Below are 22,668 nucleotides of genomic sequence, written 5' to 3' on the forward strand. Positions count from 1 at the left end.
GATCTGGATCACCTTTTCACTTGATTTGTAAACAACGGTAAACAATAACCCATTCTGACTTCTGAATCACACACAACCCTTACAATATTAACACCAAAAAAGGACATTCAACTTCATTCATTCTGCAGATATCATGGACCATGAAGTCATAAAAGGAATTAAAAAAGATGAATATTATTTATTTAGACCAGTCTGCTTTTCATCAGCAGGGGTTAGCATCACTGATAGATGAATTAAACATTCATTGTTGCAGTAATATGCGGGACATTGAAAATATTTTCATCGAACCTGAAATGACCTTGCAACCTCCGTCATTTGTTATTTTCGACTTACCTGAACACTTTCTTAACGCACTCACCTGCGCTGAACGCCTGGCGGAGCTGAAGAGAAAGTACGGCGTAAAATTAATCCTCTTTTCTGACAAAAGCAAAAAACCCTTTAACTTCAATAACAATTGTATTCATATCGACTTTTTTATAGATAAGAAGCTGTCTTCCGCAATCATCCTGAGCTTAATAAACAGAATCATTAAAAATGAAACAAAGACTCCTAAGCCTTTTGCCATTCACCCCCATAATGAGTTAAATGAAAATGAGATAATCTTCTTACGTTGTTTATTCACAAAAGGTTCGATAGAGGGCGTAGCAAGAGTGACACGTAAAAAACCTAAATCGCTATACAGCTATCAGGCTAATTTAGTGAAGAAGCTCAATTTAAAAAACACACTTCATTTGTATAAATCTTTTATTCTCAACTGATAAGCCACACATTTTACTGAATGGCTCATATTATCTGAAATATATTATTGCGTCGTCGGAGTATAAATAATTCTGAGCGTTCCACTATAGCGGCCCGCTGTTTTCGACGATAAGGTGAAAGACGGGGTGATTAATTCCATGGGCGCGGGAACACATAACACGGAATTTCTCTGGCCCGGTAAGACGACGCGTCGCAATATCCCTTTATTCGTCCCGCTCCAGACGATCTCACTGCCGTTCTGTACCACCTGGCGCCCTTTGGTTATCGGGTTAACCACTTCAACGGAATAATCCAGACGATCTTGCGCCAGATTCTTATTACCGCCCCGACGATATACCGAGAACAAACCGGTGGCGCGGGAGGGTGCGGCTGAGCCTTCGTCCTGAAAAATTAAACTCACCCGGTTGCTGTCCGAATTATTGCCATCATACAAACACATATCCAGAGAGCGACTGCCTGCTACATTGGTTGTGCCGCGCCCGCCGGGGAATATTTTCAGCCCCAGATCCACATTGGCGGCCGCATTACCAAACTCGGGCAAGTAGATCTGCTGGTTGCCGTAATCCGTGACTTTAAACGCCAGGGCAGCAATCCAGTCGCCTAATTTAGTCGCATTCGTACAGCCCACGCTGACATTCTGCGAGTTACCGGTACAGGTTACAGGCCACTGCATCAGCGACATTTTCAGGGTCGCACTCCATGTTCCGGCCGAGGGGAATTTACTCAATTCGGACGACGGCAGATAAGCAGAATAGTCCGTCCCGTCACCCCTTGGGGTAACTTCGCCACCGAATGCATTCAGCGGCACCAGGTTTGAGGCCACCACCACGTTATTCAACGATCTCCGCTTGGTGAGATAAACATTCAGGACCAGCGTTTGTTTCGTGGTGCTTTCCGTGAAAGTTATCGGCACGGGATAGGGAGCAGGAGTGGCTTCCAGCCAGACGGGGAACGTTGGGCAGGCACCATACTGATTGCTGGTGCGTGACTGACAAACCAGCGTATTTCGCCCCCATTTCGGTACGTTATTCGTGTCATAACCCCCGTTTTCGTTTGACCAGATCGGCAACTGTGCAGGCACGGACATCCGGTCGAAAGTAACCGCCACGCTGGTATTACGACCCGACGGCGTAAGCGTTGCCGCCTGCACCTGAACGCCTGTCATCCATCCGGCCAGCGCCAGCCCCGCGATAAATCTAAGTTGCATACAAAATCCTTATTGTTGTTCTTGCCGGAAAGCCTGCTCACGTGCCAGAGGGACTTCGTCAGCACGCCGCGTGGCGATGAGCATTTTTGCCTGCTGCTGAACGTTCTGCGGTACTGATGCAAGGCTGATCGTTTCGCAATCGGTATCTCCGACGTAGCGCACGACATCATGCGTGCTTTTTACCCTCATCTCGCAGCGATACATCTGCATCCCGCGCGCCATGTACAAATCTTTCATGCGGTGATCGGTTTCGGCGGTAAAACCTCCCTGCCCTAATCCTGACCAGCTGACCACATTGAGCGGAATTGCGCCTTCAAGCGGCGTTTGCTGATTGATCATCAGCCTGCCGAGATAGGTGTAACGTGAAACGATATTTACCTTGCCGGCCAGCATCCGGCCCGGTGAGATAAACAGCGACCGGCGTCCGGCACCCTGAGTAATTTCACTGCGCATACCGGCCGTAGATTCAATGGAGTCGTTGATGCTGATATGACTTTGCGTATAAGCCGGAATACTGAACAACGTGCGGCCGGTGCCGTGAAGGCTGGCGCTGCCCGCACCGTCTACCGAGACATCCACACGGGTATCACGGCTGTCATCCGTGCTCTCGACGTTCAGACCCACCGCAGCACCCGGTAAACCGTTGCCCCATTTTCCCCAGTAGAGGCCTGACCGTGCAACGGCCATTGAAGAGTTGTAACTGCCACTGCTGCTGAAACGCTGGCCGGACGAACCGGAAGACGCCGAACTTACCGCCAGACTGCCGTTGCCGAACTCGCCGCCGGTTTTACCGTAGACGGACGCATTAAGGGTGTTCTCCTGATTACCGTTGAGATTCACACCGATTTCCTGCTGATTCTGCGCATCGAAATACCAGTTCTGCGCCACGTTGTAGCCGAGCTGATTTTTATTACTGCGATCTGACTGATACGTCATGCCCACCGAGCTGTAGTTCGAGCGCGCGTCAATCGTCGGCGTGCTGACGCGCGAGAGAGAAACGGACAAGAATCCCCCGTTATCACGCTTCATACCGGTACTGTTAGTTCGCGTAAAAAGGTTGCCGCTGGTATTGATGTTGATGCCGTTGAAACTGAATCCACGCCCGAGCCCGACCTGCCATGTGGTGGTTTTTGTTTTGCTGTAAATATTGCGGCGGGTCCACACCGGCACGACATCGTTTTCATCGCGAAACGCCGGGATCACATTGCGGCCTTCATTCTCACTGGCACTGTAACCGGCGTTCACATACCAGCTTTTGACCGGCACGCTGAACATCAGACTGCTGCTCTGGTAGCAACCGCTGAAACCATATTGCCCGCCGTTGTTGCTGTAGCAATCCTGCGCGAACAGCGCACTGCGATAAAAACTGAGAGAGAAACCGTCGTTATACGAAACCTGCTGAATATTGCCGCGCGAGCCTTCACTGCCCTTCAGGTAGCTGAAGCGGGTCGCGAGAATGCCGTCGAGCAGTGCGTTGTCGAATCCGTGGCTCCAGTCGAGGGCACTTTCGACAAAATGGTTGCGGTTGGTCATCGCCACACCGCCGGTCAGCGCGGTCTCCAGGTTCAGCGGAACTTTGATCCCCGCCTGAACAACACGGCGGTCAGCACCATTTTGCGATTCCGCGCCGTTACTTTGACCATCCCGTCCGGGAATAGCGCCACCCTGCACAAACCACTCAACGTTTTGGCTGGTGGAACTGCCAGTCCGGCTGAAAGGCACCTGCTCAGTACGCGACAACTGATTGTCTTCATACACGCGCAGCGTCACGGTGTAACTGCCATTGGGGAAGGCGGTGGTGTCGAGGTTTTGTGTGCCCGCATTCAGGTAAAAAGTGCCCAACAGTTGCTGATCACGATAGGCATCAATGCGCGACGGGCGGGTAATGAATACTGTCACCGGCGTGCCCTGTGCGGCCTGAGTACTGTTAACCCAGGCCAGCGTGGAACCTACACGCGCGCCTTCGATGGTGCTGAGGGGTAACTGGCTTAATGTGATGTTTCCGCCAGCGTTGCTGAAAATGTCTCGCGAATCCATTCTTCCGGCCTGAACGTAGTAGCGTTTGCCCAGGTCACGACGCAGAAAGGCGTTATTGAAGCGAACTTCCTGATGATTTTGCTGACGATATTTTTGCGCGAGGTAATCCCAGTCGACACCGGCATAGCTGTTTTGCGTCAAACCCAGTGCGCCCGCACCTTGCAGGGATAACGTCTGATCGCCGCTGTTAGTCACGAAATTGATATTTTGCTGATGAATAAATGCCGCTTCGGTTTCGGCAGTCTGTTCGTAATAAGGTGAGGCATTGCCTGCAGAAAGCGGAATAAATTCCGGGCCGAGGAACAGTGCAACTTTGGCATTATTTTCGTCATAGATAACCGCGACAGAATCTGTATCCAGATAGTCACATCCGGCCACCCCGCCGTTACTGCTGCAAGCCAGATTACCGTTGCGCGCCAGAGGCTGACGGACCAGGTCGTCTAAACGTTTTTCCTGCTGGGGGTTTTTCTGATAATGCTGCATGACCGCGTGGGCGACATCTTCCGGTTTCAGGAACGTCACGGTATCCAGTGAAACGTTCGCTTCAAAAAGCCCGAGCGATTGTCCGTAAACAGAAAGATTGACCCACAGAGTCTGCCCGGTCACCAGCGATTCAAAACCCGGCGGAACCTGTGTCGCTGCACGGACAGATAGAGACGGGATCAGGGTAATGAAAGAGGCTATTAATACAACGCGAATATTGACCTTCATTACAGCGTCCTGCTGAAAAGAATAATAAGGGGGCAGACCGCCCCCCGAAATAATCGATCCGTCAACTCAGGCAAATCAGCTTGATGTCGCCTGGGTGATCAGCAGGCTGACAACGCCGGAATAGGTGCCGGTCGCCAGAGGTGCAACGGTTGCCGGAGAGATTTTCAGAGGCAATACTGAAGAACCGTTCGTCGTACCCGCCGGGAATAATGAGGCATACGTCAGGGTTGTTGATGTGGTCGTGATCGGTTTGAGATCTGCACCCAGCGTGACTTTCAGCGGTACTGCGGTGCCGCTGACGGCCTCGTTTAACTGCGCTGCACTGACCAGCGCAACGTTAATGCCTGCGGTAGAAGAGTTAGACCAGATCTTGGTGTCCAGTGAATAGGTAGACAAACCACGGCCCGGAATATATTGCATATTAATTGTGCCCGGTAATGCCGTGCCGTCTGCCTGTGTCATATCCACTGTCGCATCGACGTTGGCATTAACGGTAATATCTTTCTGCACAGCCTGTGCATTAAATGCAGCCGTTAATACTGCAGCGATGAAAAGTGGTTTAATTAATTTTTGCATTTTTAGCTCCATGAAAATCCATGTAATGGTCTTGAATGACCGTATCGTCGGTAATGAACCGTCTCATAACAAACAGGTTGTTATTCCCTTAGAACATGCTGACCGTATTTTCGATAGCGTACTCACTCAGGCCATTCGAATTCGGATCAACATATTTAATTCTTATTTCATGTGCTGAATTTAATTGCGCAGGCGCCCACGATTTAAATGTCAGAGTTTCATCCGGATATACCGTGGCATGTTCTTTTTTCCACTGGCAACCGCCGCTCACACTTCCTTCCGGGCAGATCCCCACCTCACGGATAACAACGCGCACTGTGCCATTATTTTTTACTTCGCTGCCCGTTAACTGACGCAGAGATAATACCGGTTTTTGTGGCGGAATATGTACAAGCACGCCCCAGACTAAATTGATGCCGACCTGATTGGATATTTTATTATCCTGCCCCGGTTTATCTTTCAGCTCATCAGGCACACCAACAGCCTCGAAATACACACGCCAGGCGGTTTCCTTTTCCGGCGGATTTAACGAGATCAGCCGGATAATACGTTGTGAACCCGAAGCCAGTGCAAATTTGTCCGGGGTGGCAATCAGCGAAGGCGAAACCGCGTCATTAACGGCTATTTCCTTTTCAAAAGGTGTAGCGGGCCGTTCGATTTTCTTAATGCTGACTTTAATAAACTGTGCCTCCCCGCTTTGGGATAAGGTCTGGATCTGCGCCGCCCCCTGGTTATTCAACGTCACTTCCATAGGATAGACACTCATATTTGCACAAGCAGAACGCACTGCTATAAAAATAAGTAATATCACTATAAGAAAAATTTTTATGGCGAGTTCTCTTCTGCCAAAGAGGCGAAAGAATAAGTCGTGGCGCGGGGAATGATGAAGTAACTCTTCCATGAAAATCCTTATAGAATCCATTAAAAACATACAGATAACTCACATTCCTGAGAGCTACCCTTGTTAATCCACATATCTCAATACAGGGGAATAACCTGGCGATAAGAAAATTCTCACATGGCGTTTGTTAAGTCACTGTCCATTTTTGTGGTTAATTTTTTCAGAGGGAATCACCCAAAAAAACTCCCGTAAGAAAATCAACATAACCTGATGAAACCATTAATTAAAATCTGGAAAACAATAAACACGACATTACTTAAAAAGGTAATATCACCGAACAAAATAAGATCAACTCTTAGGAGAATTCGTTAATGCAGTGTTAGGATTATGCTTAGGATGGCAAATCAGACCTTTCTTTACTTTAACGAAATCACATAACGCCCCTACCGCCATATAGCATTCTGAACTGTTTTTAAACACGCCTTAAATTAACGCTAAATAATAATTGCGATATTTTTTTATTTGTAATATGACACCAAACTAAGTAAGCGACGAAATGAAGAGCAAACAAGAACTCAGGGATTTAATTTCTCATCGCGCAGAAGAGATTAAATCGCATAAGGATATAGAGTTAGTCATGCAGAAACATTACAAACTTATGTTTAAACTTTATCTGACTAAACCCCTCTATTTTAAGGTTATTTTCAAAGCCAATCGTTTTATTATTGGAACAGCGGTCATGACTTATTTTTTTACGACAGAGAACCCCACTCTTCGCCATGTGAAAGACTTCTGTAAGACAACGGGGTTAATCAGTGAAAATACCGTTGACTCTTTCCTGCTCTTTATTCGTGTGGGCGGGCGAATGGAAGTTAAAAAGGATCCGCTGGATAAACGAAAACTGAACTATACGGTGACATCAAAAGCGCAGGACGAAACCCGCGCGCTCATTAATACCATGATGATCCCCTACGGCATGTTGTACCCGAATTTCGATGTTTCGAGCTGCCTGAAAATGGAAAATTTCAACGCAGAATATTTTCGCAATTACTCGGAAATCATACTCAATCAGATCTATTTATTCGATATGGTGCCAGATTGTAAGGAGTTCATTTTCAGGGACGCCGGGCACATGATGCTGATGGATTTGTACATCGAAAGCATCCGCCAGCAGAATGCGGTGATCGAGTATAACTATCTGAAAGCTTCGCTAAAATGCGGGGTTTCCCGCTCGCATATCAAGCGATGCCTGAAAGCCGCAGAGGCCGGTGGCCTGCTGAGACTCGACTCCGACAATAACACGATCGTCTTGCATCTGACCTTCATGCAAATGGCGCTCAACTACTTTTCCGTTTACATGGCGATGGTCGAGTATGGGCTTCGCGGACAGCAAGATGTGACCCAAAGCCCCCGCTGATTACGTTGCTTTGTGCGGACTATCCGGGCCTCTCTGCGGGATAAAACCGGAGGCTTGATAACTCACTTCCCTAAAATTGTGGTTCAGATCACACTTCAATTATGTTAACGTTAACACTTGTGATTAACATCATAAACTCGCCTTACAACATCTGTGAAAAACTAAAAGTTAACGTTAACAATGTGGTCTACACATTCTAATAATGAACGGACACACACATGAAGAACAGCAACCGAAGTCCTTACACATTGCTTAGCGGATTACTTTTTTGTTTTTTCTACACCTGGTCATCGGCCTTTTCGCTTATCTCACTCTGGTTAAGTCAGAAGATTGGCCTGCGGGGTGCTGACACCGGATTATTGTTTTCTGCCATCGCCCTGACGGCGCTGTGCGCTCAACCATTGTACGGTTTTATTCAGGATAAGCTGGGGTTACGCAAAAACCTGCTCTGGGCGATTGGTTTTTTGTTGCTGCTCAGTGGCCCCTTTTTCATCTTTATTTTTGCCCCGCTGTTACAGTCCAATATTTTAGCGGGTGCGGTGGCAGGCGGACTTTATGTCGGCGCCACTTTTTTTGCCGGAATTGGGGCGCTGGAGTCGTACACCGAACGCGTCAGCCGCATTTTAGGTTTCGAATTTGGCAAAGCCAGAATGTGGGGATCGCTGGGCTGGGCGGCTGCAACGTTCTTTTCCGGAATGCTCTTTAACATCAATCCAAACCTAAATTTCTGGATGGGCTCCTGCTCCGCGCTGATTTTCCTGCTGTTATTGTGGGGATTACGCGAAGTCAAAACCGATGCCCTGAACCAGCTCGAATACGGCAAACCCGGTAATCTGCATCTGTCCGACGCCATCGATCTGTTCCGCCTGCCCCGCTTTTGGGCGCTGATCGTGTTTGTCACCGGCGTTAGCGTTTATAACGTGTATGACCAGCAGTTTCCGGTGTACTTCTCGTCACTTTTCCCGGACGTCAGAAACGGCAACGAGATGTACGGTTTCCTGAATTCCTTCCAGGTATTTCTGGAAGCAGGCGGGATGTTCCTCGCCCCGTTTGTGGTCAATAAGATTGGCGCTAAAAACGGCCTGCTGCTGAGCGGTCTGATTATGGCTCTGCGCGTCTTTGGTTCAGGACTGGCCGCCGATGCCGTCACGATTTCCTGCATGAAACTGCTGCACGCCGTGGAATTACCGATTCTGCTGATCGCCATGTTTAAGTACATCACCACCCGCTTTGACCCGCGCCTTTCTGCCACGCTCTATCTTGTGGGTTTTCAGTTCATTACGCAGGTCTGCGCCAGCGTATTTTCTCCGCTGGCGGGCAAAGGCTATGACGTGATCGGATTTGCCGACACCTACATGATTATGGGCGCGCTGGTACTTTCCCTCACTCTGATTTCCGCTTTCCTTCTCACCGGTGATAAGAACCGGACTCCCTGTTCAATGGACTTTAAAAAGGGCGAAAACGTATGAAACAGCGACTTGAACGTGCTGACCACGCTTTGCAGGATGCGGCAAAAAAACGCGGCGATGCATTCTACCCCCTCTTCCACCTTGCCCCACCGGCAGGATGGATGAACGACCCGAACGGACTGATTTACCATCAGGGCGTATATCACGCTTTCTATCAGCACCATCCGTTCAGCGAAAACTGGGGGCCAATGCACTGGGGGCACGCCGTCAGCAAGGACATGGTGAACTGGGAACATCTTCCGGTTGCGCTGGCGCCGGGCAACGATGATGACCGCGATGGTTGTTTCTCCGGCAGCGCCGTGGATGACAACGGCATACTTAGCCTGATTTATACCGGCCATGTCTGGCTTAACGGCGAAGGCAATGACAGCGCCATCCGCGAAGTGCAATGTCTGGCCACCAGCGAGGACGGCATTCATTTCACCAAACAGGGGGTGGTGCTCACCCCGCCGGACAACATCATGCATTTTCGTGACCCGAAAGTCTGGCGTGAAAACGGCTGCTGGTGGATGGTGATCGGCGCGCGCGATGACAGCGACTGCGGGCAGGTGCTGCTCTATAAAGGCAAGAGCCTGCAACAGTGGGAACTGGATCGGGTACTGGCTAAAGCGGATAGCCATAGCGGCTATATGTGGGAATGCCCGGATTTCTTCCCGCTTGGCGATGAACATATTCTGATGTGTTCTCCGCAAGGGATCAAAATGCAAGGCTATGATTATCAGAACTTATTCCAGAGCGGCTGCCTGCGCGGATCGTGGAAACCGGGCCAGGACTTCACGATTACGGAAGGCTTTACCGAGCTGGATCACGGCCATGATTTCTACGCGCCGCAGTCATTTACGGCGGACGACGGACGACGGATCGTTATTGCGTGGATGGACATGTGGGAATCGGTGATGCCGTCAAAAGCAGAAGGTTGGGCGGGCTGTATGACATTGCCCCGTGAACTGACGCTGCGTGATGGCAAAGTGCGCATGATGCCGGTGGAAGAAGTGCGGACGCTGCGCCGTGAACATTATCCGGTCACTCCGTGCGTGCTCAGAAACGACATGCGGCCTCTGACGGACGACGCGCAGGCCGCGGAGATTATCACGCAATGGGATCTGGCGGCGTCAGATGCGGAAAGCTTTGGGATAAAACTCGGCGGCGGCATATCCCTTTTTGTGGATACACAGGCGCAAAGACTCTGTCTGGAAAGGGACTTCCCGATGCACGGGATTAAAGACGCCCGCAGCATCGCACTGCCACCGGGAAAACGTCTGGATTTACGCATTTTCATCGACCGTTCGTCGGTGGAAGTTTTCGTCAATCAGGGAGACGCGACGTTCAGCAGCAGAATTTATCCGCAACCCGGCCAGCGCGCCCTCTCCGTTTTTGCCACAAACGGTAAAGCAACCTTAGTTCAGGGTGATTTCTGGACGCTGAGCTCAGGCTGATTGTGCGGGAAGTGTATAAAGAAAAGACGTTATAAAGACTCGCGCTCCAGTACAGGGGAATCGATTTTTATCAATCCCTGATTGGGGCGCTGTTCGATCAGATGCAACACCGCCTCGCGGCCAATTTCGCGGTGAGGCAGCTGAACCGTGGTCAGCGGCGGGATGAATAAATCGCCGATACCGACCATGTTGTCGTACCCCAGCACCGCAACCTGCTGCGGGATTTGAATCCCCTTCGCCAGCAAGACCTGATAAGCCAGAAAAGCAATGCGATCATTGCCGCAGATCAGCACGTCAAAGTCAGGTTTGCCGTCGGGCGCAAATCTTTCCAGGATCTGCACTATGTCACGGTAATGCTCATCACCGAATTCCATATGAAACTGGCGAAGTTGTTCCGCAGGCATTCCGGCTTCGCGCCAGGCCTGTTCTGCGCCAGTGCGACGGCGGATCCCGGCGGGAATCGATTCCGGTAAATAAAAGCACAAAGGATGTCGGTATCCCTTTTGCAAAAGCAATTTCATGGCCTGGTATTGCCCGCCAAAATCGTCAGGAATGTAACCCGGAAGTTCATGATCAGGGCTGATGCAGTTGGCCAGTACAAGATTTTTACCGACAAGGCGCGGCGGAATTTTCACTTCACGCAGCCCCATGGTGGTGTAAATGATGCCGTCCGGGCGCTGAGAAAGGAGCTGACTCACCGCCCGCTCGCTGTCGGCCAGTGAGGTAATGCTGACAAGAAAACTGCTCCAGCCAAATTCACGTGCGGTGAGTTCAACAGACAGAAGCAGTTCGACGGAGAATGGCGTGGTTGCCGTGTCCAGCGCCAGCACGCCAAGTGTGGATACTTTGCTGCTTTTCCCGCGCATTTTTCGCGCTGAGAAATCGGGCACATAATTAAGTGCATCGATAGCTTCCCGCACCCGTGCCAGCGTCTCCGGCTTGAGTTGTTGCGGCTCGTTAATGGCGCGTGACACCGTCATCAGCGAAACGGAGGCCCGTTGGGCCACTTCTTTCAGCGAAGCCATAATTCTCCAGCTCATAATATTTCTATGTGCTGATCCTACACAAAAACAGGGCCGCTGCGCACTTAAAAAACCCTTCTATTGAGAGGTAAGAACATATTTAACTGAAAGCATGTCCGGATATTGTTCGACTATCCGCCAGAACCATTGAACCACTGAATATCTGAATGGATTGTGATATATTACTGAATTATAAGTGGAGGGGGTTAACCTAATGGAATATTATCTTTTAGTCCTGGCAAAATTCGTCCTTGGTTTTTTGATCGTCATTTCACACCTGAATTTCTCAGGGAAAACACAGCTCTCTCAGATGACACCCGTCGATTTTATCGGCAACTTTGTTCTGGGTGGAATTATCGGCGGCGTCATTTACAACGATGTTATCCCGCTGTACCAGTATATTATCGTGCTTATTATCGGCGTTATGTTGATATCTTTGCTAAATGCCGTCAGCAAGAGATTTTTTATCTTTCGTTCATTTGCGATTGGTAATCCCATTCCTATTATCAAGGATGGGAAGTTTATTATGGAAAACATACTAAAACGAAAAAACAAGATTGATATCCTGAATGTCGCGTCCCAGTTGCATGCGCAGGGCATCCACTCTTTTCAGAACCTGAAATATGCCCAAATCGAACCGGGCGGACAGATCACCGCCGTCTGCGAAGGTGCAGACATGCCGTCGGTGATACTGATTAAAGACGGCAGGATCCGGTACTCAGAGCTGGACGCGATTCAGAAAGATGAGGAATGGTTGCATGAAAAAATTACCTCACTGGGTGTGACTCAGATCAGCGAGATCTTCCTCGCTGAGTTCTGGCAAGGAGAAATGACGCTGGTGATGTCCGACGGAAAAGTGTGCAGGTAGTGGCTGATCAGGATAATTTTAAGCGATGCTGCTTAGGTCGGCATTTTTTAAGATGGCAGATGAGATTTAAGGTCCGCTTGGTGTCAGGAGCGGACATTGGGTTAGCTCTCGGGAACACTTTCCTGTTATTTTGTAGCCATAGGCCTAAATAACAATTAAATCAAGTCCGCCTCGATTAACATGAGAGGTTCATCAGTGCGGCGGAAAAACATCAGTGATTATCAGGTTTTTATTGCTGTTGCCGCGAGAAAGGTTTCACTAAGACAGCCGGCCAAATGGGCATTTCTCAATCTGCGCTGAGTTATACAGTTAGAACTTTCGATGCTCAATTGGATCTGTATATGCTCACGCGAACGACGCGAAGTGCATGGATTAGGAATTTGGGGGAGTGTCACAGCTAACTGTGCAAGGCTGAGAGAAAACATGTAATATTACAATTCATTCATTACATTAAACCGTGAATCTTTGATTTTTATGACTAATTATTCTTTTAAGGGCGTACAGGCGTTGAGAGGGTTTGCAGCGCTTAGCGTCGTGTTGTTTCACTTCCGATGGAATATCAATGCAGTTAATCCTGGTTTGGGCGATAAACTTTTTGGCTGGGGGGCAACAGGTGTAGATCTGTTTTTTCTTATAAGTGGCTTTGTTATAACTCTGAGTGCATCCAGGTCCCCCCAGGGTATAAGAGGAATGTTAAGTTTTTTAAAAAAAAGAGCATTGCGCATTTTACCTGCCTACTACATTATTTTGGTTTTTACTTTCTTTCTAACTGGTGCAATGAGTACATTTCACTATCAGGAAAAAACGGCTAATTTAATAAGCGCATTTACTTTTATGCCGATTATATCTGACCACGCCCCTTTCTATGTAGATGACAGCGGGGTGTATGGCATAAGATGGACATTGAATTATGAGGTTATGTTTTATATTTTCATTTCGGCAGCCTTGCTTTTTACAAAGCGTTGGATATGGAGCGGAGTTTTTTTTACGATAAGTTTAATTATAATCCCTGTGTTGTTGGGGCACACATTAAGTTTAGAACCAGAAGGTTATAAAACATCATATCCGTTACTCGGCCTCATAACGAATCCAATTATCTGGTTATTCATTACAGGTATGATGTTTGGCTTGTTGCTACCTTACCTGAAGTGGGTCTCGCCTAATATCATGGCATTTGCTACCTTTGTTACAATAATTTCAGCAGCATATTTTTTTAGCCATGGTTTATTTTTGGGACATGGAATACTTAGTTCAGGATGGATTTATGCATTGATACTAATCAGTGTAGTGTTGTCAGAGGATGCAATTGGAAAATATGTTCCGGGTGTTTTAGCATGGTTGGGGAATATATCATTCTCACTCTATCTTATACATACCTTAATGAATAATGGAATGGGCAAGTACTTTTCAACTATTGGGTTAGAAGACGGCTACGGGAGATTTTCACTTTCATTGGCTCTCTCAATTGTATTGGCTTGGCTATCGTGGTTTTATATTGAGCGCCCACTTTCACAAGTAAAGAAAAAGACCCTCCCCCTTTAAAGATACATGATCTTAAACAATTATCTCCGAGCACTTAAAAAGCGTAAAGGAGATAATTATTAATGCTAAATTAATAGGTAATGCCCTCATGATTTTTTATGATGGGTATTATACTTGTCAATGACAGGTTCATTAAATCCTTAATTGGCAGCGTTGTTTCGCTACCTATGTCTTTTTCCTTTCTTCCAATCCTCCTACGGTATCGCATCTTGCCGGTACCTTTGACCGCGCCGCTGAATGGCAAACGAACTGCCCCGGCATGTGGGCATGCTCTCCCCCCTTGACTATTATTCTCGAAAAAGCCCGTATAGTTCTGACCTCGGGATACATGATCGGTAAAGAAGGTGAGGGATTTAAGCCTTTAAACCTCGGGGGTCCCAGAGACCTGGCAGTTTGGACTTGAGCTGTTGGAAAGTTTTTTTCCTTAAACATGAGCAGTCTAATGTCCGCTTCACGCTCATAGCGGACGTTCATAACATTGTTCCGTGTAAATCTATGAGGAGCATCTCAGAGATACTGGAGATGTCAGAGAGTTTTGTATTGCCAGGCGGAGGGTGGGAAACTCCCCAAGTGCGGTAAAAATGAAGCCGCAACGCTACGCGTTACGGCCTCCGTCAAAAGCTTATCTGGCAAGCTTTAGGAGATAATCCGGGCTTCTTTTAACAACAAATATCAACAATCAATCTTTTCCACCGCTGGCCGATAACGCAAAGGTGCCCACCGGCATAACTGGCAGATATTTTTGGTAGTAATCGTGATAGTTTTTCACCGGATCAATATCCTTAAATAAATCTGGATAAAGAGATTTAGCGATAAACTGTACCATTGTGAAATCGACCAGCGTACGTGATGCGCCCTGATAAACGCCGTAGAGTTTGCCATTCTGAATCGCCGGTAATGAACCCCAGCCGTCACGATGGGCGAACCCGTTGAGTTTAGCTCTTGCTATGGCTTCATTGACGCCGATGCCCATTTCCAGTGCTGTATCCACTTTATTGTTTTCCCTGCCGGAAATAAAAATGACATCCGGTCTGGCAACCAGCAACTGCTCAGGATTAATTTCGCCCCACTGTTTAACAAAAGGCGCAGCTATATTTTCGCCACCTGCAAGACGCAGCATCACGCCCCACATATTTTCGCCATAGGTGAAGGAATACTCCGCCGGACCTTTATTACCAAACTCAATGTAGACTTTTGGCTTAGGCAGATTTGCCTGTCTGATCCGGTCTTCAATCAGTGTGATGTTATTTTTATAAAGCAGGGCCAGCTCATTGGCGCGGTCAGTCTGGCCGGTTAATACTCCGATTATTTCCGTGGATTTCACATGGTTTTCTACCGTCTGATCATTGTAATCGAGCACGACAACCGGAATATGCAAACTCTGAAGTTGCGTGACTTCATACTTCAACGCCGCGTACTGCCAGCTGGCTAAAATGACCACATCCGGCTTCAGGCTGATTAACTTTTCCAGCGACACATTGTGCAGGTCGATTTCGCCAATATCCGGAATATCAGCAATAGAAGGACGGTGTTTGATATACATATCCCAGTTCGCTGGCACTTTGCCATGCCAGGCTTCACGCGAAATGCCGACAATATGGTCAAACGCCTGTTCCCCCCCTACCGCCATATAATCTTCAAAATAGAAACCCAATACCGCCCTTTTCACCGGCGTATCTAAGGTTATTTTATTTCCCAACACATCAGTCAGCGTGGTGGTGGCGCCACTGGCCTGACCGGTTATCGCAACGGACAGTATAAAAAGCAAACCTTGAAGTAACTTCATTTAATTCCCTTAGGTATTGTGTGATTATTATCTGAGGCCAAAATTTATTTTTATAAAAACAGATTTACCAGATTTTAATTTAACTTAAGTTACAGCAAAAGATAGAAAATCCCGCCCTGTCACTACCACCGTATTATTCCCATAACATTTCCTGAAATTCAATAAATTGAAAAGTGTAAAAAGAGAAGGTGTTATAATCCAGGCATTCACTTGCCCTCACAGACGATAACGATGATGAATAAAATACTGGTAAGTGCTTGCCTGATGGGGTTCAAAGTGCGCTATGACGGAAGCGAGAAAGCACAACTGACAGATCAGTTGCAGCGCTGGCAGAAAGAGCAGCGTCTTGTGATCCATTGTCCTGAACTGGCTGCCGGATTGCCAATTCCACGTCCACCTGCTGAGATTGTTTCCACTGGTGGTAAAAACGTAATGCAGGCTCAGATCAGAATACTTGAAATTACGGGGCAGGATGTCACTGAGCATTATCAGCTTGCCGCCTGGCTGGCACTGCGTACAGCTCAGGAATCAGGTTGTACCGCTGCGCTGTTAACCGACGGCAGTCCGACATGCGGTAGCCAGTTCATCTATGACGGTTCATTTAGCGGCCAGCGTAAGTCAGGGATGGGAGTCGCAGCTTCGCTACTCACGGAACACGGGATAGCCGTGTTTTCTGAGAAAAGGCTCGCCGATCTCGTTGCCTGGATTGATGAGAAAGAACGCTGAATCTATTTTTCATTGAGGTATGAAAAGAAATCAGTTTTTGGTTTATTAATGGCGTCACACCTTCTCACGCCAATTTGTGCCACAACACAATAAAGGATCGTAAGGTGTTTCCGACAAAGGAATGACCCTTGAGCAGGTCAAAGATGCCTGCTGGTTGTTCGCTTTCGTTCGATTTTGCTAATCTGCTCTGAGGATACTGACATGACCACCTTTCATCAACTTACGGCCACCAGTCTGGGTGGGCAGCTCATTTCTATGGACGACTATGCTGGCAAGGTGGTTCTGGTGGTTAATACCGCCAGCCATTGCGGCTTCACGCCACAATACGCAGGGCTTGAAACGCTCTACAAGAAGTTCGCCGCCTCAGGTCTGGTGGTGCTTGGCTTCCCCTGCAACCAGTTCGGTAATCAGGAACCCGGCGGTGCCGACGAAATCGCGCAGACCTGCCACATCCACTATGGTGTGAGCTTCCCGATATTTGAGAAAGTGGAGGTCAACGGTGCCGCTACACACCCGGTATTTCGTTACCTGAAGGACGAATTACCCGGCGTGCTGGGTGGACGGATCAAGTGGAACTTTACTAAGTTCCTGATTGGTCGCGACGGCAAACCGCTCAAACGTTTTGCACCGTTCACCCCTCCTGAGAAAATGGAAACCCTCATTCTCGCTGCACTTGAAACCTAAGTGTTCCTGTAATTCAAACCGTCCATATTTAGAGATATTCCGACAAACTGATGTCTGCTTAAAAAAGGCTTAACCTTAGATATTTTCCCTTTTGCAAGCAGCCCCGTCTTTTACTCGCTAATGACTCCTGGATTTAATCATCAAAAACAGGCTTGGTCAGTTATGCGTTTTCCCACCAATACCACTTTGAAGCTTTGGGGGTCGACATTGAGCACCGCATAGCGTATTTGCGGACAAATCAGTTCTAAGCTCCTTTTGCTACAATCAAGCTGTATTAAAGTGCGTGGGCCGGATTGGGTTTGCACCCTGTTAGTCTCAGGATAGTCGCTGCAATCAAATCCTTCTTTACTTAACTTTTCTTTCGCCGCATCCAGGCTCATTCCGATAAGATTCAGGCTCTCGACTTCTCTGGCATGTGATTTTTCAGAAACCCGAGTCAGTACGCACCCGCTCAGTAATTGAGCAAAGAGCAAGCAGAATATCAGGATTAATTTCTTTTTATTGTTTGTTCTCTGCATCACGCGACCCTTTAGGTTTATACCTTTGAGCGATAATGTCAGATATTGCAATAAACAGACTGAGGAGTAAAACTCAAAATTCTCCGCTCAAACCCATATACACTACGTTGCTGTATTGAGCGTTTCTTTTTTCATGTCTGTTATGATTTGTTTAACTAAATGAGTGCATTATGTCGGAAAATGAATCAGGGATACGACAGTTTGTCTCTGACAGGAGAAGGTTTCACAGGGAACTCACATTCCTGTGCGCAGGAAAGCGAATAACATCGTTCCCTCCGGAACAAATGCGTAACTCCCCTTTTTACATGACGTAAAAACCGACGTTCATCTGCTTTAAATTTCTCCCTCGTCAGAAAAATCCCCTACGATTATTGTATGTTTGCGGGTTAAAACATCGCTGCCCGGAATGAAACGGGAGCACTCCCGTTCAAAGACCTGACGGCGGAAAACCCGTCTGCCGTTATTGATAAGAAAGAGAAAAATATGAAGCAATATTCACGCAGAGGCGTGTTGAAGGTCATTGGCCTGGTGGGCCTGACCTCCGTGGCGGGGAAACTGATCCCCCTCCCGCGCGCTAACGCCGCCATGATTGAGCCAAACGCCGCCTTACTCGCCAACTTTATCCAGGTTTCCCGCCAGCTGACCCTGCATGAAACGCTGGATAACACGGTGTCTGAGGCGCTATGTCATGCGCTGAACTTGACGCAGGAACGTTTTTTTGAGGAGCTGACCCAACTTAAAACATTGCTGGATGCCAATCCGGACTGGCTGGAACAGCCGGTGCTGCGCTTTCCCGAGGCGCATGTGGATGCCGAAACCTTAGCTAAAAATATTCTGGGCGGTTGGTACAACGGGGTCGTCGGCAAGGGCTATAAAGCCATCTACGTCACCTATATCAATACGCTGGCCAACAAGGCCGTTAGCGACAAACTGGTACCGCCAAGTTTTTCTTATGGCCCCTGCGGCAGTTGGGCTAAGCAACCCTAAATTCTTTAAGAGCAATGTCATATATGAATAATAAACTTTCTGCCGATGTGGTCGTCATTGGCGCGGGCGTCAGCGGCTCCCTTCTTGCTACCCGACTGGCAAAAGCGGGCAAATCCGTGCTGTTGCTGGAATCGGGGCCGAAAGTCAGCCGCGATGCGCTGGTTGAACGCTTTCGTGCCTCCGCGTTCAAATCCGACTTTATGTCCCCTTATCCCTATTCCGAAATGGCTCCTCAGCCACGTTACACGCCTGAACCTAACGGGTATTTACAGCAGACAGGCCCGCATGCGTTCAATGCCCAGTACATCCGTATGTTCGGCGGAACCAGCTGGCACTGGGCTGCGCAGTTGTGGCGCTACGTCCCTAACGATTTTCGCCAGCACAGCCAGTACGGTATCGGCAAAGACTGGCCGATAGCTTACGACGACCTGGAAGATTACTACTATCAGGCAGAAGTTATTGCCGGTGTCGGTGGCGCGCCGGATAACGGTTCACCGCGCGCCAAACCCTTTCCGATGGACGCGGTACCGGCCTCATGGTTGCAACAACGGGTGACCGATCGTCTGGCACCTGATTTCACGGTGCTCGATGACTGCACGGGTCGCAACAGCCGCAGTTTCGACGGGCGCCCTGCCTGCTGCGGTAACAATAACTGCATGCCGGTTTGTCCGATAGATGCGCAATACCACGGCGGTCTGGCGGCAGCGCAGGCCGAAGCCTCCGGTGTCAGCATTATTACCGAAGCCGTGGCGTATAAGCTTGAACACGACACTCAGGGAAACATCGTCGCCGTCTGGTATTTCGACTGGAACAAAGTCAGCCACCGGGTTACCGGTAAAACTTTCGTGCTGGCAGCAAACGCGATTGAAACCCCTAAACTCCTGCTGATGTCCGTCAGCGATAAATTCCCGCAGGGGATTGCCAATGCCCGCGACAACGTGGGCCGCAATCTCTGCGATCACCCTGCTATCGGCGTTACCTTTGATGTGGATGAACCGATCTGGCCGGGACGCGGCCCCGTCAGCCCCTGCTCCATAGGGCAGTTCCGCGACGGTGAGTTCAGAAAAGAGCATGCGCCTTTCCGTATCGATATCTCCAACGCTTCGCAGGTTGCCAGCGTCACCAAAGAGCTGCTGCAACAAGGGTATTTCGGCAAAAAGCTGGAAGAACAAATCCAGTTCCGCGCTGCCCGCCGTCTGAGCATCAAAAATGCAATGGAACAGTTACCTGATCCGAATAACCGGGTAACGCTCAGCAGTAAGAAAGACCCGCTGGGTTTACCGACGCCTGAACTTTACTGGTCCGTAGGCGAATATGAGCAGCGAGGCGCCAGGGTCACACGAGAGAATTATGACGCCATCGCCGCGAAGCTCGGTGCGACCAACATCAAACACAGTAAGGAAGGAGAGTTTTCTAACCGTCAGCACATCACCGGCACATTGTCGATGGGGTTGGATCCTGCCAGCAGCGTGACCGATGCCTGGGGTCGTGCGCACGATCATGAAAATCTCTTTATGGTGGGCACCGGCGTGATGCCGACCGTAGGCACCTGCAACGTGACACTCACGGCCATGGCGCTGGCGTTGCGCACCGCGGATAAAATTCTCGAGGAAACTCAGCATGCGTAATTCTTTATTAAAAATGCTGCCGCTGGTGCTTCTCTTTTGCGTGTCAGCTTATGCCGCGTCAGCGCCGCAGGATGAGCAGATCAAACGCGGTGAATATCTCGCGATTGCCGGTGACTGTGGTGCCTGTCATACCGACAGCGGTAAACCGGACTTCAGCGGCGGGCATGCCATCGTCAGCCCGATCGGTACGATTTACAGCACCAATATCACCCCGTCGAAAACCGACGGCATAGGCCGTTACACGCTGGAACAGTTCTCCGACGCGCTGCGCAAAGGCAAGCGTGCGGACGGCAGCCCGCTTTATCCGGCAATGCCGTACACGGCCTATGCCAAACTGAACGATGAAGATGTCAGCGCGCTGTATACCTACTTCATGCACGGCGTCGCGCCGGTGGACCAGCGTCCACAGGCAACCGATCTGCCTTTCCCGTTCAATCTTCGCTTTAGCATGGCGGCCTGGAACCTGTTATTCCTCGACAAAGAGACCTTCAAACCGCAGGACGACCGTTCTGAAGAGTGGAATCGTGGTGCGTATCTGGTGCAGGGTTTAGGCCATTGCAGCACCTGCCATACCCCGCGCAATTTCCTGATGGCAGAACAGCAGGATAAGTTACTGGGCGGCGCATCACTGGGCACCTGGTTTGCTCCTGATATCACGGCCCGGCAGCTGACCGACACGCACTGGACCCGTGAAATGCTCACCGCGTATCTGGCCACCGGCCATGCAGATAACGGTGCAACGGCGGGCGGCCCGATGCTGGAGGCAATCGATAAGAGCTTTTCGCGTCTGACACCGGAAGACCGGCAGGCTATCACGGTGTATCTGTTACCTGAGGATGCCAAATCTGTGGTTAAGCCGGTGACTTCGGGGCTTACGCCCGTGACCGGTAATGATACGCCCGCTGCGCTGGACGCCATGAGCGAGGGACAAAAACTGTATCTTGGCAACTGCGCCGCCTGTCACAATCAGGAAGGACAAGGGCTGAACGGGCTGCCTGCGCTGAAGAACCATCCGATACTGCAAAAGCCCACGGCGGACAATGTCGCGATGGCAATTCTGGACGGTGTCTGGCCCGAAAAGGGACAGGGAATGCCGGGGTTTGCTCATGAACTTAGCGATGCACAAATTGCCCATCTCACCAATTATCTGATGAAAGACGTGGGCGGCAGTCACATCAGCCTGACCAGCGAACGCGTCAAAGAGCTGCGTAATGGCGGCGCGGCGTCACCGTTATTAATGCTGGCACGTGTCGGGATGGTCGCCGGTGCGCTAATCGTCATCCTGTTCATCGGCATCTGGCTGTACCGTCGTCGTCGCAAAACGGCTTAAGTTTTTCGCTGATTTCTGAGCTTTACCTCCTCAGACCGGGCAGGCTGATTATTCACCGGCCCGGTCTTATCTTATGTGTCATATATTCAATGCGTGGATAAGGTTATTACTGCATTACTTCATATTTCTCGACCTTCTTCTTGAAGTGGTCAACAAAAACACCCTGACACACCACCCGCATTTCATTTCGCACCAAATTGCGCACTGAGCCAGTTCGAGAACGCCTTCATAGCAGGACTTTCGGCGCGCGTTTGTAATCGTGTCAGCCAGTAACCCCCGAGGTTAATTTCAGCGGCAAAGGGGCGAATGAGTTTCTCCGTTTGCAGCAGGTGATTGAAAATCTTACTGGGAGCGAGCGCAATGCCTGTCCCCATCAGCGCGGCTTCGATCATGGTCAGTGAAGAATCGAATATCATCACAGGTTGGGCGGGAGAAGGTGGATGTTCATTAATGCTTTGCAACCAGTGGCTCCATTCATCACGGCGAAAAGAGCGTAGCAGGGTAAATTTATGCACGTCGGCAGGATGCTCCAACTGTCGGGCGATCGTGGGAATACACAGCGGCGACAGGGGGGCATCGCAAATAAACTGTGCCTCTGTGCCGTGCCAGGCACCGCTACCGAAGCGAATGGTGTAATCGTGACCTTCCGCAGCAGGATCAACGCGATTATTGTGTGTGGAAAGTTGCAGTTCAATGTGCGGGTGATGGTGGTTGAAATCATCAACACGGGGCAACAACAAGCCGATGGCAAAGCTTCCTACCACACCCACTTTAAGTTTTTCCCGCACCTGCCCTGCCCAGAAACGATCCAACGTATCAGCAATACGATCGAAAGAATCATTCAACACAGGCAACAGACTTTCGCCTTCCGGGGTCAGCATCAGTCCGCGTGAAACACGTACAAACAACGGGCAGCCAAGCTGTTGTTCCAGTGATTTCACCTGCTGGCTGACCGCCGCATGAGTGACATGCAGTTCTGAGGCCGCATTAGTAAAGCTTAGGTGGCGGGCGGCAGCTTCGAATGATCTCAGGGCATTTAAAGGGATGTAAGGACGAACCACGATTCCACCTGTAAGTTTTTCTTTTATCAGACCCTAAAATTAACAGTTTGTTGCAATCTGTCA

General features: G+C 49.3%; 20 protein-coding genes. 12 read left to right on the forward strand and 8 right to left on the reverse strand.

What is annotated here, in order from left to right; genetic code table 11:
* Positions 1–167: 167 nt before the first annotated feature.
* Positions 168–758, forward strand: coding sequence for a LuxR family transcriptional regulator (locus ACLBVC_RS05595; protein WP_410148729.1), 591 nt, complete (start codon positions 168–170; stop codon positions 756–758).
* A 44-nt stretch (positions 759–802) separates the two neighbouring features.
* Here the strand turns inward: ACLBVC_RS05595 and ACLBVC_RS05600 are convergent, their stop codons facing one another.
* The 4 genes from ACLBVC_RS05600 to ACLBVC_RS05615 all read right to left on the reverse strand — a co-directional run bounded on the left by ACLBVC_RS05600 (position 803) and on the right by ACLBVC_RS05615 (position 6,191).
* Positions 803–1,966: a CfaE/CblD family pilus tip adhesin gene (locus ACLBVC_RS05600; protein ID WP_410148731.1), complete on the reverse strand. Its 1,164-nt coding sequence runs from the start codon at positions 1,964–1,966 to the stop codon at positions 803–805.
* Positions 1,967–1,975: 9 nt separating this feature from the next.
* Positions 1,976–4,714 (reverse strand): TcfC E-set like domain-containing protein, encoded by a 2,739-nt coding sequence (locus ACLBVC_RS05605; protein WP_410148733.1) that lies wholly within the window; start codon positions 4,712–4,714, stop codon positions 1,976–1,978.
* 75 nt (positions 4,715–4,789) lie between these two features.
* On the reverse strand, positions 4,790–5,290 hold the full coding sequence (locus tag ACLBVC_RS05610) for a CS1 type fimbrial major subunit (RefSeq protein ID WP_410148735.1): 501 nt from the start codon (positions 5,288–5,290) through the stop codon (positions 4,790–4,792).
* A gap of 88 nt (positions 5,291–5,378) precedes the next feature.
* On the reverse strand, positions 5,379–6,191 hold the full coding sequence (locus ACLBVC_RS05615; protein WP_410148737.1) for a fimbrial protein: 813 nt from the start codon (positions 6,189–6,191) through the stop codon (positions 5,379–5,381).
* 496 nt (positions 6,192–6,687) lie between these two features.
* Between ACLBVC_RS05615 and ACLBVC_RS05620 the strand changes: the two genes are divergently transcribed.
* From ACLBVC_RS05620 to ACLBVC_RS05630, 3 genes are all read left to right on the forward strand, one after another.
* Positions 6,688–7,548 (forward strand): hypothetical protein, encoded by an 861-nt coding sequence (locus ACLBVC_RS05620; protein ID WP_410148739.1) that lies wholly within the window; start codon positions 6,688–6,690, stop codon positions 7,546–7,548.
* Between the two features lie 218 nt (positions 7,549–7,766).
* Complete coding sequence (locus tag ACLBVC_RS05625; protein ID WP_410148741.1) at positions 7,767–9,017, forward strand: MFS transporter; 1,251 nt, start codon at positions 7,767–7,769, stop codon at positions 9,015–9,017.
* Entirely contained in the window at positions 9,014–10,453 is a 1,440-nt protein-coding gene (locus tag ACLBVC_RS05630; RefSeq protein WP_410148743.1) for a glycoside hydrolase family 32 protein, read from the forward strand. The genes ACLBVC_RS05625 and ACLBVC_RS05630 overlap by 4 nt, the downstream gene beginning before the upstream one ends.
* Positions 10,454–10,482: 29 nt before the next feature.
* Here the strand turns inward: ACLBVC_RS05630 and ACLBVC_RS05635 are convergent, their stop codons facing one another.
* Complete coding sequence (locus ACLBVC_RS05635) at positions 10,483–11,478, reverse strand: LacI family DNA-binding transcriptional regulator (protein WP_410148841.1); 996 nt, start codon at positions 11,476–11,478, stop codon at positions 10,483–10,485.
* A 211-nt stretch (positions 11,479–11,689) separates the two neighbouring features.
* Here ACLBVC_RS05635 and ACLBVC_RS05640 point away from each other — a divergent pair, with 211 nt between their 5' ends.
* The 3 genes from ACLBVC_RS05640 (at position 11,690) to ACLBVC_RS05650 (ending at position 13,885) form a co-directional block, all read left to right on the forward strand.
* Positions 11,690–12,343 carry a DUF421 domain-containing protein gene (locus ACLBVC_RS05640; protein ID WP_410148745.1) on the forward strand — a complete coding sequence of 218 codons (654 nt, stop codon included), beginning with the start codon at positions 11,690–11,692 and terminating at the stop codon, positions 12,341–12,343.
* A gap of 275 nt (positions 12,344–12,618) precedes the next feature.
* Positions 12,619–12,744 carry a hypothetical protein gene (locus tag ACLBVC_RS05645; protein ID WP_410148747.1) on the forward strand — a complete coding sequence of 42 codons (126 nt, stop codon included), beginning with the start codon at positions 12,619–12,621 and terminating at the stop codon, positions 12,742–12,744.
* Between the two features lie 73 nt (positions 12,745–12,817).
* Entirely contained in the window at positions 12,818–13,885 is a 1,068-nt protein-coding gene (locus tag ACLBVC_RS05650; protein WP_410148749.1) for an acyltransferase family protein, read from the forward strand.
* Between the two features lie 679 nt (positions 13,886–14,564).
* Here ACLBVC_RS05650 and ACLBVC_RS05655 read toward each other — a convergent pair.
* Positions 14,565–15,671: an ABC transporter substrate-binding protein gene (locus ACLBVC_RS05655; RefSeq protein ID WP_410148751.1), complete on the reverse strand. Its 1,107-nt coding sequence runs from the start codon at positions 15,669–15,671 to the stop codon at positions 14,565–14,567.
* A 231-nt stretch (positions 15,672–15,902) separates the two neighbouring features.
* Here ACLBVC_RS05655 and ACLBVC_RS05660 point away from each other — a divergent pair, with 231 nt between their 5' ends.
* Together ACLBVC_RS05660 and ACLBVC_RS05665 are read left to right on the forward strand one after the other, a co-directional pair.
* Complete coding sequence (locus ACLBVC_RS05660; RefSeq protein WP_410148753.1) at positions 15,903–16,397, forward strand: 2-thiouracil desulfurase family protein; 495 nt, start codon at positions 15,903–15,905, stop codon at positions 16,395–16,397.
* A gap of 201 nt (positions 16,398–16,598) precedes the next feature.
* Positions 16,599–17,081 carry a glutathione peroxidase gene (locus ACLBVC_RS05665; RefSeq protein WP_410148755.1) on the forward strand — a complete coding sequence of 161 codons (483 nt, stop codon included), beginning with the start codon at positions 16,599–16,601 and terminating at the stop codon, positions 17,079–17,081.
* Positions 17,082–17,221: 140 nt separating this feature from the next.
* On the opposite strand, the gene ACLBVC_RS05670 is transcribed toward ACLBVC_RS05665, so the two are convergent.
* Positions 17,222–17,599: a hypothetical protein gene (locus ACLBVC_RS05670; RefSeq protein WP_410148757.1), complete on the reverse strand. Its 378-nt coding sequence runs from the start codon at positions 17,597–17,599 to the stop codon at positions 17,222–17,224.
* A 483-nt stretch (positions 17,600–18,082) separates the two neighbouring features.
* Between ACLBVC_RS05670 and ACLBVC_RS05675 the strand changes: the two genes are divergently transcribed.
* From ACLBVC_RS05675 to ACLBVC_RS05685, 3 genes are read left to right on the forward strand one after another with little or no spacing between them, the layout of a single operon-like run.
* Positions 18,083–18,586 (forward strand): sugar dehydrogenase complex small subunit, encoded by a 504-nt coding sequence (locus ACLBVC_RS05675; RefSeq protein ID WP_410148759.1) that lies wholly within the window; start codon positions 18,083–18,085, stop codon positions 18,584–18,586.
* A gap of 23 nt (positions 18,587–18,609) precedes the next feature.
* A complete protein-coding gene (locus ACLBVC_RS05680) occupies positions 18,610–20,214 on the forward strand; it encodes a GMC family oxidoreductase (protein WP_410148761.1) in 1,605 nt (534 codons plus the stop codon).
* Complete coding sequence (locus ACLBVC_RS05685) at positions 20,207–21,544, forward strand: c-type cytochrome (RefSeq protein WP_410148763.1); 1,338 nt, start codon at positions 20,207–20,209, stop codon at positions 21,542–21,544. The genes ACLBVC_RS05680 and ACLBVC_RS05685 overlap by 8 nt, the downstream gene beginning before the upstream one ends.
* 182 nt (positions 21,545–21,726) lie before the next feature.
* On the opposite strand, the gene ampR is transcribed toward ACLBVC_RS05685, so the two are convergent.
* Positions 21,727–22,605, reverse strand: coding sequence for a LysR family transcriptional regulator AmpR (ampR, locus tag ACLBVC_RS05690; RefSeq protein WP_410148765.1), 879 nt, complete (start codon positions 22,603–22,605; stop codon positions 21,727–21,729).
* Positions 22,606–22,668 lie beyond the last annotated feature (63 nt).

The organism is Rahnella selenatireducens (assembly GCF_046449555.1).
Classification (GTDB): Bacteria; Pseudomonadota; Gammaproteobacteria; order Enterobacterales; family Enterobacteriaceae; genus Rahnella; species Rahnella selenatireducens.

Bases quoted from the DNA above. Each gene is read 5' to 3' on its own strand.
- ACLBVC_RS05670 (WP_410148757.1), bottom strand. From the start codon at position 17,599: ATGCAGAGAACAAACAATAAAAAGAAATTAATCCTGATATTCTGCTTG.
- ACLBVC_RS05605 (WP_410148733.1), bottom strand. From the start codon at position 4,714: ATGAAGGTCAATATTCGCGTTGTATTAATAGCCTCTTTCATTACCCTG.
- ACLBVC_RS05655 (WP_410148751.1), bottom strand. From the start codon at position 15,671: ATGAAGTTACTTCAAGGTTTGCTTTTTATACTGTCCGTTGCGATAACC.
- ACLBVC_RS05595 (WP_410148729.1), top strand. From the start codon at position 168: ATGAATATTATTTATTTAGACCAGTCTGCTTTTCATCAGCAGGGGTTA.
- ACLBVC_RS05635 (WP_410148841.1), bottom strand. From the start codon at position 11,478: ATGGCTTCGCTGAAAGAAGTGGCCCAACGGGCCTCCGTTTCGCTGATG.
- ACLBVC_RS05600 (WP_410148731.1), bottom strand. From the start codon at position 1,966: ATGCAACTTAGATTTATCGCGGGGCTGGCGCTGGCCGGATGGATGACA.
- ACLBVC_RS05675 (WP_410148759.1), top strand. From the start codon at position 18,083: ATGAAGCAATATTCACGCAGAGGCGTGTTGAAGGTCATTGGCCTGGTG.
- ACLBVC_RS05625 (WP_410148741.1), top strand. From the start codon at position 7,767: ATGAAGAACAGCAACCGAAGTCCTTACACATTGCTTAGCGGATTACTT.
- ACLBVC_RS05680 (WP_410148761.1), top strand. From the start codon at position 18,610: ATGAATAATAAACTTTCTGCCGATGTGGTCGTCATTGGCGCGGGCGTC.
- ACLBVC_RS05640 (WP_410148745.1), top strand. From the start codon at position 11,690: ATGGAATATTATCTTTTAGTCCTGGCAAAATTCGTCCTTGGTTTTTTG.
- ACLBVC_RS05685 (WP_410148763.1), top strand. From the start codon at position 20,207: ATGCGTAATTCTTTATTAAAAATGCTGCCGCTGGTGCTTCTCTTTTGC.
- ACLBVC_RS05665 (WP_410148755.1), top strand. From the start codon at position 16,599: ATGACCACCTTTCATCAACTTACGGCCACCAGTCTGGGTGGGCAGCTC.
- ACLBVC_RS05610 (WP_410148735.1), bottom strand. From the start codon at position 5,290: ATGCAAAAATTAATTAAACCACTTTTCATCGCTGCAGTATTAACGGCT.
- ACLBVC_RS05650 (WP_410148749.1), top strand. From the start codon at position 12,818: ATGACTAATTATTCTTTTAAGGGCGTACAGGCGTTGAGAGGGTTTGCA.
- ACLBVC_RS05620 (WP_410148739.1), top strand. From the start codon at position 6,688: ATGAAGAGCAAACAAGAACTCAGGGATTTAATTTCTCATCGCGCAGAA.
- ACLBVC_RS05645 (WP_410148747.1), top strand. From the start codon at position 12,619: ATGGGCATTTCTCAATCTGCGCTGAGTTATACAGTTAGAACTTTCGAT.
- ACLBVC_RS05615 (WP_410148737.1), bottom strand. From the start codon at position 6,191: ATGGAAGAGTTACTTCATCATTCCCCGCGCCACGACTTATTCTTTCGC.
- ACLBVC_RS05630 (WP_410148743.1), top strand. From the start codon at position 9,014: ATGAAACAGCGACTTGAACGTGCTGACCACGCTTTGCAGGATGCGGCA.
- ACLBVC_RS05660 (WP_410148753.1), top strand. From the start codon at position 15,903: ATGATGAATAAAATACTGGTAAGTGCTTGCCTGATGGGGTTCAAAGTG.